This window comes from Ruegeria sp. YTSA105 (assembly GCF_059610225.1).
The window spans coordinates 57,127-68,476 of record NZ_JBXWNE010000008.1 but is presented as its reverse complement, the minus strand read 5'-3'; the positions used below and the strand labels follow the sequence as shown (position 1 = coordinate 68,476).

General features: G+C 58.1%; 9 protein-coding genes. 3 read left to right on the top strand and 6 right to left on the bottom strand.

What is annotated here, in order from left to right; genetic code table 11:
* Positions 1-90: 90 nt before the first annotated feature.
* Positions 91-963, top strand: a complete 873-nt coding sequence (dapA, locus tag AC2FH2_RS11815) for a 4-hydroxy-tetrahydrodipicolinate synthase (protein WP_496692491.1) — start codon at positions 91-93, stop codon at positions 961-963.
* A 7-nt stretch (positions 964-970) separates the two neighbouring features.
* Here dapA and AC2FH2_RS11810 read toward each other — a convergent pair whose 3' ends face one another.
* The 6 genes from AC2FH2_RS11810 to pdxR form a co-directional block, all read right to left on the bottom strand.
* Positions 971-1,843 (bottom strand): dimethyl sulfoxide reductase anchor subunit family protein, encoded by an 873-nt coding sequence (locus tag AC2FH2_RS11810; protein ID WP_142637012.1) that lies wholly within the window; start codon positions 1,841-1,843, stop codon positions 971-973.
* Positions 1,843-2,592: a 4Fe-4S dicluster domain-containing protein gene (locus AC2FH2_RS11805; protein ID WP_142637011.1), complete on the bottom strand. Its 750-nt coding sequence runs from the start codon at positions 2,590-2,592 to the stop codon at positions 1,843-1,845. The genes AC2FH2_RS11810 and AC2FH2_RS11805 overlap by 1 nt, the downstream gene beginning before the upstream one ends.
* A complete protein-coding gene (locus AC2FH2_RS11800) occupies positions 2,589-5,402 on the bottom strand; it encodes a molybdopterin oxidoreductase family protein (RefSeq protein ID WP_496823672.1) in 2,814 nt (937 codons plus the stop codon). The genes AC2FH2_RS11805 and AC2FH2_RS11800 overlap by 4 nt, the downstream gene beginning before the upstream one ends.
* A gap of 87 nt (positions 5,403-5,489) precedes the next feature.
* Positions 5,490-6,503, bottom strand: coding sequence for a phosphate acetyltransferase (gene pta / locus AC2FH2_RS11795; protein WP_496710171.1), 1,014 nt, complete (start codon positions 6,501-6,503; stop codon positions 5,490-5,492).
* Positions 6,504-6,508: 5 nt separating this feature from the next.
* A complete protein-coding gene (gene xsc, locus AC2FH2_RS11790) occupies positions 6,509-8,287 on the bottom strand; it encodes a sulfoacetaldehyde acetyltransferase (RefSeq protein ID WP_142637005.1) in 1,779 nt (592 codons plus the stop codon).
* Between the two features lie 126 nt (positions 8,288-8,413).
* A complete protein-coding gene (pdxR, locus tag AC2FH2_RS11785) occupies positions 8,414-9,874 on the bottom strand; it encodes a MocR-like pyridoxine biosynthesis transcription factor PdxR (RefSeq protein WP_496823670.1) in 1,461 nt (486 codons plus the stop codon).
* A gap of 135 nt (positions 9,875-10,009) precedes the next feature.
* Here pdxR and AC2FH2_RS11780 point away from each other — a divergent pair, with 135 nt between their 5' ends.
* Both AC2FH2_RS11780 and AC2FH2_RS11775 read left to right on the top strand, forming a co-directional pair.
* On the top strand, positions 10,010-10,318 hold the full coding sequence (locus AC2FH2_RS11780) for an ArsR/SmtB family transcription factor (protein WP_142637001.1): 309 nt from the start codon (positions 10,010-10,012) through the stop codon (positions 10,316-10,318).
* On the top strand, positions 10,311-11,342 hold the full coding sequence (locus AC2FH2_RS11775) for a permease (RefSeq protein WP_496823668.1): 1,032 nt from the start codon (positions 10,311-10,313) through the stop codon (positions 11,340-11,342). The genes AC2FH2_RS11780 and AC2FH2_RS11775 overlap by 8 nt, the downstream gene beginning before the upstream one ends.
* Positions 11,343-11,350: the final 8 nt, after the last annotated feature.

The following is an 11,350-nucleotide window of genomic DNA, read 5'->3' as shown; positions in this document are numbered from 1 at the left end:
AAACCTTGCGCCGGCGGGATCAACACACATTGCTAGGAATGTGATTGCCCAAGGCGCAAAAATTGCTAACCGCACAGCAAGGAGCGTGTCATGTTCAAAGGCTCGATGCCAGCCCTCGTTACCCCGTTTTCGAATGGCGAGTTGGATCTGGGCACGCTCAAACGTTTGGTGGAATGGCAAATTCAGGAAGGCTCGACCGGTTTGGTGCCGGTGGGGACCACCGGTGAAAGCCCAACCCTAAGCCATGAAGAACACGAAACGGTGGTGGCAGAAGTTGTCAATGCCGCAGCCGGTCGTGTCCCGGTGATCGCTGGTGCGGGCTCGAACAACACTGTCGAGGCGATCCGATTCGTTCAATTTGCGCAGCAAGTCGGCGCGAATGCCGCTCTGGTGGTGACCCCGTATTACAACAAGCCGACCCAGAAGGGCCTAATTCAGCATTTCCGCACACTACATGATTGTTCTGATATTCCGATCATCATCTACAACATTCCAGGCCGTTCCGTCATCGACATGACGCCCCAGACGATGGGTGAGCTGGCCGAGTTGCCGAGGATCGTTGGGGTTAAAGACGCAACCGGAGATTTGGGGCGTGTCAGCCAACAGCGCGCCTCTTGCGGGCCTGAGTTTTGCCAACTGTCGGGCGAAGACGCCACGGCGCTGGGTTTCAATGCGCATGGTGGTGTGGGCTGTATCTCGGTCACGGCGAATGTTGCGCCCAAGCTATGTGCCGAATTCCAGCAGGCCACCCTGCAGGGGGATTATGCCAAAGCGCTGACTTATCAGGACCGCCTGATGCCTCTGCATGAGGCGATCTTTATCGAACCCGGTCTGGTCGGGGCCAAATACGCCCTCAGCAAGCTGGGCCTGTGCAGCGAAGAAGTTCGCTCGCCGCTGACCACGTTGGACGACAGCACCAAATCAGCCATTGACGCAGCCATGAACCACGCAGGTCTGCTGTAACCCTTCTTTACCGTTTGCCGTAATACAGACCCACGACATGCTCGGCCTGCGCAAAGAACAGCCAACGCGAAACTGCAACGCCGGCCACATGCGACAGCGCAGCCAGAAGAGCGAAGAAGTGGTTGAACGGCAGGATCAGCAGGATGACCGGCAATAGGAAGGCCAGCACAAACGAGATGACCCGCAATTTGTCCGCATGTTTCCTGCCAACCACGTGGACAAATTCGCGCAGAAGATAGTTTGTACCTGTATGTGGAGGCTCAAACGCACGCACTGCCCCGCGCTGCCCCAAACCCGTAGCGGTGCCAAGGTTTGTTCCTGAGTTCGCAAATGCCTTATCCCCTTGCCACCAGTAAAATGTCTGCGCAACGGCAGCGACCACCAACAGAGGGACGGCAAGGCTGACCTGACCGGCCAGAAGCGAGCCACCGGCAAGGCTGAAGCTCAGAAACATGATTGGTGTCAGTTTCATGTTCCAACGTGGGATTGTCTTGAGCTGGGTGTAGATCATTGAGGTGGTGAAAACTGTTGCCAGCGAAAACAACGCGCCAAGGACGCCCAGAACACCCCAACGCTGTCCAAAGAAGACGGCGCCCAGCGCGTAGAAGCCCAGAAGAATCAAGGCGATCACTGCGCACCAACCCTCACGGCTGAGCCAGCTTGACCGCCATTGGGTGAATGCTTTCCACGCACGTTCAGGATGGCCCAGGTGAAAGGTCGAGGCCATCAGCCCGCCCACCGACAGGCCAAAGGCCATGGCATAGAATACGAAGGCCACCCACCCGGTGACATCCGGCATCCCAAGGCCCAGAAAAAACAGCAGCCCAAAGCCCAGACCGGACAAGGTAGTGAAGATAATGACAGATGGGGCCGGATGCATCAGAGCTTCTCCAGTGTCTTGTCGAGCCAACCCAGAAAGCCCTTGGGCTCTTCGGCTACCGGGGCCAGAAGGGGCGCGAGAATGTCGACCTGGTCCTCGATCTGATCTTTAGGGCGAGGTGGCAGGTATTTGTTAACGGGCTTGGTGCCCATTTCAGGCATCAGATCCATGCCACCACGTTCGGCGACCAATTTGCTGACATCGCTATCTGCGTCGCCCAGATCACCGAAATGGCGGGCTCCGGCGGGGCAGGTCCGCACACAGGATGGCACGCGGTCCACTTCGGGTATGTTCTCGTTATAGATGCGATCCACGCAGAGGGTGCATTTCTTCATCACGCCCTCGGCCATATCCATCTCACGCGCGCCGTAAGGGCAGGACCAGGCGCAAAGCCCGCAGCCGATACAGTCGCTTTCATTGACCAATACGATACCGTCCTCGACCCGCTTATAGCTGGCCCCGGTGGGGCAGACGGTGACGCAGGGCGCGTCCTCGCAATGGAGGCAGGATTTGGGGAAGTGGATCAGCTGGGCGTGACCCTGTTCGGGTTGGACCTCGTAGGAATGTACCCGGTTTAGGAAGGTGCCGGACGGGTTGCCGCCATAAGCGTCCTGATCCGACAGGGGCGCCCCGTAGTTTTCGGTGTTCCAGCCTTTGCAGGATATCACACAGGCATGGCAGCCGACACAGGTGTCCAGGTCGATGACCAGACCCATTTTCTTGTCTGTGGATTGGGGGAGTTGGGTCATTTTCCTACCTTCCACGCCAGATCTTTTGGTCCGGTGCCGACCGGTGATTTGATCGGTTTGAATTCGGGCTGGCTTTCTGCATCCGAAGGTGGCGCCGCCTTTTCGATCCTGACCTTCAGGTCGAACCAAGCCGCCTGACCTGTAATCGGATCAGAATTGGCCCAGCGCATTCCATCGCCTTTTGACGGCAGCAGTTCGTGGATCAGGTGGTTCAGCAAAAAGCCTTTGGTGGCCTCTGGTGCGTCTTCCTGCAGGGCCCAAGCACCTTTGCGTTTGCCGATGGCATTCCAAGTCCAGACAGTATTTTCATTCAGCGCGGCCATCTCCATGACCGGAACAGTAATTTCCCCGTGCGGAGACGTCACTTTGGCCCAGTCGCCGTCCTGCATCCCGTGTTCGCGCATCAGTTTGGTTGGCACATAAAGCGGGTTGCGCCCGTGTAGCTGGCGCAGCCAGGCGTTTTGGGTGCCCCATGAGTGATACATCGCCATCGGGCGCTGAGTCAGGGCATTGATTGTGAAACCTTCATTGCCCTGCTGATCGGTTTCGTACCAGATCGGCAGCGGGTCCATGGTGTCCTTGAGGCGCTGGCGCAGATTTTCCGGCGGTTGCCGGTCCCCGTGGCCTTCGGCGGCCAGTTGGAACTTGCGCATCGGTTCTGAATAGAGCTGGAACAGATAGGGTTGCGGGCTGTCGTAGATACCCATCCCCACTGCCCAATCCTGATAGGCAGCGTTCCAGGGTTTGTAGTAATCCGCCCCTTCGGGGATATGCGCGACGTAGAAGCCGCCATTTTCGATGTAGCGATTTAGCTGGTCGGGGTTGACCTCGCCACGACCTTCTTTGTCGCCATTTTCGCCTCGAAACCCGGCCAGCGGGCCAATACCGGGTTTTCGCTGATGGTTAACGATATAGTCAGCGTAGTCTTTCCACTTCGGCGTACCGTCTTCGTTGGTAAAGCCTGGCAAGCTCATGCGGTTGGCCAGTTCCACCAGCACCGACTGAAAGCCTCGCACGTCGCGGTCGGGCTCGATCACCGGCCAGCGGATTGCGTCGGCGGCGGCGTCTGCCTCGCAGATCGGGCGGTCGAGCAGCGAGATACAGTCGTGCCGTTCAAGATAGGTGGTGTCGGGCAGGATCAAGTCGGCATAGGCCACCATTTCCGAGGAATAGGCATCGGAATAGATGATGTTTGGGATGACGTATTTGCCGTCTTCGGTCTTGGCGGTCAGCATCTCCATCACACCTTTAGTGTTCATGGAGGAGTTCCACGACATATTCGCCATATACATGAACAGCGTGTCGATCTTGTAGGGATCACCGGCGGCGGCGTTTGAGATTACCATATGCATCAGCCCATGGGCTGACATCGGGTTTTCCCATGTGAATGCTTTGTCGATCCGTTGGGGAGTGCCGCAGTCGTCCAGCAACAGGTCTTCGGGCCCGCGGGGGAAGCCTAGATGGGGGCCTTCCAGGGGTCTGCCGGGGCGGCGGTCGCCATGCGGGGTAGGGTGCGCCTCGACTGGTTTGGGATAGGGCGGTTTGAAGCGGAAACCGCCCGGAACTTCGACCGTGCCGAGGATGATCTGCAGCACGTGCAGCGCGCGGCAGGTCTGGAACCCGTTGGCATGGGCCGAGATGCCACGCATGGCGTGGAAGCTGACCGGGCGACCGATCATCTTAGCATGGGATTCGCCGCGGAAATCGGTCCATTCCTGATCCAACTCGATCGCCTCGTCAAAGGCGACGCGGGCGATTTCCGCCGCGATGGCGCGAATGCGACTGGCCGGGATGCCACAGCGGTCAGCCACGGCCTCAGGGGCGTGCTCGTCGCTTAGGTATTTCTCGGCCATCAGGTGGAAAACCGGGCGATGGGTGACGCCGTCCTTTTCGTAAGTAGCCGACAAGTCCGGGCGCACGCCCGGCTTGTCGAACGCAGTGAGTTCGCCTGTGGCCCGGTCGACCACCAGCGGTTTGCCGTCACTATCGCGCAAGAACAGACCCCTCTCGGGGCCTTCGGATGCGTTCACCAGAACAGGCGCGTTGGTATAACGGCTGAGGTAATCCAGGTCGATCTTGCCCGCCTTCATCAACACATGGATCAGCGATAGGATGAATAACCCATCGGTGCCGGGGGTGATCCCGACCCAGTCATCGGCCACAGCGTTATAGCCTGATCGGATCGGGTTCACACCGATCACCCGTGCGCCGCGTGCCTTGATCTTGCCGATCCCCATCTTGATCGGGTTGCTGTCGTGGTCTTCGGCCACGCCGAACAGCATGAACAGTTTGGTGTGGTCCCAGTCGGGCTGGCCAAACTCCCAAAACGCACCGCCCATCGTATAGATGCCCCCTGCTGCCATGTTGACGGAACAGAACCCGCCATGGGCGGCATAGTTTGGGGTTCCAAAATTCTGTGCCCAGAAGCTGGTGAAGCTTTGGCTTTGGTCGCGTCCGGTAAAGAAGGCCAGCTTGTGCGGTGCGGTTTCGTGCAACTCGTTCATCCAGCCGACGGCGGTGCTGATTGCCTCGTCCCATTCGATCTCGCGGAACTCGCCCGATCCGCGCGGGCCGACACGGCGCAGCGGTTTACGTAAGCGCGACGGCGCGTTGACCTGCATAATGCCCGCGGACCCTTTGGCGCACAGAACGCCTTTGTTCACTGGGTGGTCTCGGTTGCCCTCGATATAGGCGACCTTGCCGTCTTTCATGTGAACGTTGATGCCACAGCGGCAGGCGCACATGTAACAGGTGGTCTGCCGGATCTCGTCCGAGACTTTGGGCGAGGTGTCAATCACTGGCTGGTTCATAGGCGCCCCTGTAGTTTGCAGACCGGTATTCCCCCGAGTATTGCCGGGAACCGGAATAAAATTTGTTTTTCACGGACTTGTCGAGACTTATATTCCGTTTTCGCCATGTTGTGCTTGAACAGCAGTCACGGCGATCATGTGAAGGATGTCCTCTGCCGTACAGCCGCGCGATAGATCATTTGCCGGCTTGGCCAGGCCTTGTAGGACTGGCCCGATTGCCTCAACCCCTCCGATGCGCTGTGCGATCTTATAGCCCAGATTGCCCGCATTCAGGCTGGGGAAGACAAAGACATTTGCTTCGCCCTTCAGTGGCGAATCCGTCGCCTTTTGCGCCGCAACCTCGGGGACAAAGGCGGCATCGAACTGCAGCTCTCCGTCGATCAGAAGGTTCGGATCTTTTTCACGTGCGATCCGGGTTGCCTCGACGACCTTGGATACTTTTGGGTGTTCGGCGCTTCCCGAGGTGGAAAAAGACAGCATTGCCACACGTGCCGTGTTTCCAGTCAAAGCTGAATAGGATGCGGCTGATGCGCGGGCAATTTCCGCCATTTCTTCGGCGTTTGGATCCACCACCAGGCCACAATCGGCAAAGATGCGCGCGCCTTTGACCTCGTGATGATCCTGGCAGAACAGCATGAGAAAAAAGCTGGATACCATTGTTGTACCCGGCGCTGTTCCGATGATCTGCAACGCCGCGCGAACTGTGTCAGAGGTGGTTTCAACCGCTCCGCCCACGGTGCCGTCAGCGATACCCTGATGCACCAGCATGGCGGCAAAGGTCAGCCGGTTGGTGATCTGTTGCCCTGCCTCTTCAAGGGTCATGCCCTTGTGCTTGCGGCGATTAAACAGCGCTTCAGCCAGTTCCGGGGTGATTGAGGAATGCGCCGGGTCAAGAATGTCTATCCGAGTGGGATCAAATCCTTCATGCGCATCCAGAAGGGCCGAAATTTTGGCCCCGTCGCCGATCAGGATGATCCGTGCAACGTCCTCTTTTACGGCCCTGACCGCACCTTCCACGACGCGGGGATCATCGCCCTCTGACAGGGCGATGATCTTGTCCGACGCGCTGGCCGTCCCGAGAATGGCGCGCAGCGGTTTCACGCGGATTATACCCCGGCCTGCGGTTCCATGTCGTCATTGCTGATGCCTGCCACCGCGACCGGTTTCTTCATTGCGTCCCGACGGAAGGGCTCGCCCAGTTCCTGGTTGATCATGGCTTCGATCAGCGTGGTGATCCCATTCTTCTGATCCTCGATGGCCTGATTCAGGGCTGCAGTCAGCTCGTCCTGTGTGCGGGCCACGACACCTTTCAGGCCACAGGCCTGAGCGATACCGGCATAGGACACTTTGGTGTCCAGTTCGGTTCCGACAAAGTTGTCGTCGAACCACAGGGTCGAGTTGCGCTTTTCAGCACCCCACTGATAGTTGCGGAAAACGATCTGGGTGACTGCGGGCCATTCATCGCGGCCGATTGCGGTCAGTTCGGTTACAGCAATACCAAAGGCGCCGTCACCCGAGAATCCAACGACGGGCACATCCGGGCAACCGATCTTGGCACCCATGACAGATGGCAATCCGTATCCACAGGGGCCGAACAGCCCGGGGGCCAGATATTTGCGGCCCGCTTCAAAGGATGGGTAGGCGTTGCCGATGGCACAGTTATTGCCGATGTCGGACGAGATGATCGCCTCTTTCGGCAGGGCTGCCTGAATGGCGCGCCACGCCATGCGCGGGCTCATCCAGTCGGGCTTGGCTGCTCGGGCGCGTTCGTTCCAGGTTGTGCCCGGATCGTCCTGCTCGTGGTCCATCGAAGTCAGTTCCTGCGCCCAGCGTGACTTGGTTTCCGCGATTTTCGCTTTGCGTGCATCGCGTCCTTCGTCACCTGCGGTGTCTGACAGCTGTGCCAGGATATTGGTTGCAACGGTGGCTGCGTCGCCAACAATACCGACAGATACCTTCTTGGTCAGGCCAATGCGGTCGGGATTAATGTCAACCTGAATGATCTTTGCATTCGCCGGCCAGTATTCCATACCATAGCCAGGAAGAGTCGAGAACGGGTTCAGGCGAGTGCCGAGACACAGAACCACGTCTGCTTCTTTTATCAGCTCCATACCGGCTTTCGAGCCATTGTAACCCAGCGGGCCAGCAAACAGCGGGTGCGAGCCCGGGAAGGCGTCATTGTGCTGGTAGCCAACACAAACCGGGGCGTCCAGACGCTCGGCCAGTGCTTTCGAGGCTTCGATGCCGCCCGCAGACAGAACCGTGCCCGCACCGTTCAGGATGACAGGGTTCTTGGCATCCGACAGCAGCGCGGCGGCTTCGGTAACGGCTGATGCGCCGCCAGAAGGCAGTTCAAATTCAACTACGGCAGGCAGTTCGATATCGACAACCTGAGTGAAGAAATCACGTGGAACATTGATCTGTGCCGGTGCCGAGGCGCGCTTGGCCTTGGTGATAACGCGGCTCAGAACTTCGGCCATCCGCGAAGGGTCGCGTACTTCTTCCTGGTAGCAGACGCAGTCCGCGAACATGCGCATTTGTTCCATCTCTTGGAAACCGCCCTGACCCATGGTCTTGTTTGCGGCCTGAGGGGTCACAAGCAGCAGCGGGGTGTGGTTCCAGTAGGCGGTTTTGACGGCAGTAACAAAGTTGGTGATCCCCGGTCCGTTCTGCGCGATCATCATCGACATTTTGCCGGTGGCGCGTGTGTACCCGTCAGCCATCATCCCGCCCGAGCCTTCGTGTGCGCAATCCCAGAACGTAATGCCAGCTTTTCCAAAAATATCCGAGATCGGCATCATCGCCGAACCGATGATCCCAAACGCATGCTCGATCCCGTGCATCTGCAGAACTTTTACAAAGGCCTCTTCGGTGGTCATTTTCATCTGATTTGTCTCCGCGGATTTGTGGATGAAGCCGGACGATCAGCCCAGCCTTTGGGTACGGTTGTGGCCCAAGGGACGGAATGGCGTTAGGTCCAAAACGAAATGCGGATTAGGTCCAGACGCGGGCTACTGCGTTTGGATGGCATCCGCGATCAGCTTCACGCCCGGAGCGATGCGGTCGGGCGCGATGGATGAGTATCCGAGCCGATAGAAGTTCTGTGGCCTATCCGGCCCTGCGAAAAACGGTGCACCAGGCTCGATGTGAACGCTTTGGTTTTGCAGGCTGCGTGCCAGCTGGGACATGTCGACATGTTCGGGGGTGGACATCCACATCGAAGATCCGCCCATCACACCGCGCCCCGCCACCGACAGCCCGTATTCGTCGATAGCCTTGTCCATTGCCTCCCGCCGCTTGGACAGCTCTTTGGACATGCGCCTGATCTGTGCATCGTAATGTCCCAGAGACAGAAAATACGCTGCCGTGCGCTGAATGTGGCCCGGCGGGTGGCGCAGCACCAAAGAGCGCAGCGCGCGCGCCTCGCGGATAAACGGCTCGGATCCAACCATGTAACCAAGGCGCAATCCAGGGAACAGCGATTTTGAGAAGCTGCCCACATAGATGACACGTCCATCCCGGTCCATGGACTTCAGCGCGGGTGAGGGCGCCCCCAGAAACGCCATTTCGAATTCATAGTCATCCTCGACCACCATTGCGTCCAGATCCCGGGCACGATCCAAAAGTTGGCGGCGACGGGTGATCGGCATTGTTGCGGTTGTCGGGCTCTGATGGCTGGGCGTGGTGAAGATGACATCCGTTTCATCGGGCAGCGCCTCGGGTGGCAGGCCATCCTTGTCCACGCCAATGGGTACGACCGCGCAGTCCCAATGGTTCAACAGGCTGCGCAGCGCATAGTAACAGGGGTCTTCGATGACGGCGGTGTGATTGTGAGTCAGCAGAATGCGCGACGCCAGCCAAAGTGCGTTCTGAGCCCCCAGTGTGATCAATATTTCTTCGGGGCGGGCCGAGATTCCACGGCGGGGCAGAGTGTGGCGGGCGATGAACTCGATCAGCAAGGGATCGTCCTGATCGACATAGTCGCGGGTCAGCGATTCGAAATCCTTGTGCCCCAATGCCCGCACTGCACATAGCCGCCAGTTGGCATGATCGAACAGGGTTCGGTCCGCCTGACCATAGATAAAAGGATAGGTATAGTCCCGCCAATTCCAGGGCTTGGGCAACACATCCGAATCTACAAACCGGCGGGCCAGCGCCTTGTCCCAATCCACGGTCTCAGTGCCCCGTTGGATGGGCGTGTATTTAGGCGGTACTGGCGCATTTTCCGACACATAATACCCAGATCGGCCCCGGGCGGTCAGGTAGTCATTGGCCAACAGCTCGGTATAAGCCAATGTCACGGTGATCCGGCTGACACCCAGATGCGTGGCCAGTTTACGCGACGAGGGCAGTTTTTCTCCGACATGGAAACGGCCTGACAGGATGCCTTCTGCAATCATCTGCTGAATCTGGGCCTGCAAGGTGCCTTGCCCATTCAGCTCTAGAAAGAACGTATCAACTGATATCCCCATAAGACCTTATAGAGTGGCCTTATTGATTGAGCAATCTGGACTCACGCTCTTTTCACGAATTCTGATCAGAATTTGTTGACGGCAGCTTTCGACATCTCTATATAACTAGAAATCTAGTTTATTGGAGTTGTGGATATGTGGGAAACCGCTGCAGCAGGATTTTCGGCGATGGGGTCAGAGGCGCGACTGAAAGTCCTCAAGACACTCGTTCGCGCCGGAGAGGCCGGGCTCACCGTAGGTGAAATCCAGGAGAGAACCGGCATTGCCCCGTCGACGCTGGCCCATCACCTCCGGTTTCTTGCGGCCGGTGATGTTGTCGAACAGGAAAAGATCGGGCGCACCACGATCAACCGTGCCCGGTATGACCATCTCAGAAACCTCGCGCAGTTCATTCTGTCGGAATGTTGTGCGGACGAAACTGGAAAGGCGGCAAACGATGGCTGACCTTACTCAGAGCCCTCGGGCCCCGTTCAAAGCTGTCTTCGACCTGATCAAAACCCCATGGGCGGTGATTGTCGCCATTCTGATCGCGGTGGCGATACTCGACCCAGGGAATCTAACGGAAGTGATAACATTTGCCGGCAAGGCACTGGCCCATACCGGCCAATATATTCTGTTTGCTGTGCTGCTGTTGTCATACCTCAAGGCCACCGGTGCCGAAGTCATGGTGGCCCGAGCCTTTGAAGGCCGCGAAACGCGGATGATCCTTTTGGCTGCCCTATTTGGCGGGTTGGCCCCATTCTGTTCCTGCGAGGTCATCCCGTTCATTGCTGGTTTACTGGCGCTTGGGGCGCCACTGTCTGCGGTTATGGCGTTCTGGCTCAGCTCTCCGCTGATCGACCCGCCGACGCTGTTGATTACGGCTGGCGCTTTGGGATGGCCCTTTGCTATCGGAAAAGCCTTAGCCGCAGTGGCACTTGGCCTGTTTGGCGGATTCGTCGTGCGCACCATGACGCGCAGCGGTGTGTTGACCCAACCTTTGCGGAACTACCAACCAGCTGGATGCGGCAGTTGTGGACCTAAGCAAGAGGACAAACCGGTCTGGAAATTCTGGCATGACCCTGCGCGCCGGAATAGATTTCGTAGCGAGTTTTTTCGGAACGGCCTGTTCTTGTTGAAATGGCTGGCGCTTGCCTATGTTCTCGAGGCGTTGCTGATCAATTATGTACCCGCTGATCTGATCGCACGCGCGGTCGGAGGAGACGGCGTGTTGCCCATAATCATCGCGGCACTTGTTGGGATGCCGGCCTATCTGAACTCATACGTCGCGCCGCCGCTATTGGCAGGTCTGATGGAGCAGGGGATGAGCGCCGGGGCAGCAATGTCCTTTATGATCGCGGGTGCGGTCAGCTCGATCCCGGCCATGGCTGCGGTATGGTCGCTGGTCAGGCCGAAAGTGTTTGCGACCTATCTGGGCCTGGGGATAGTCGGCGCAGTGATCGCAGGGATCATCTTTCAGATGATCTGAAGGAAAAA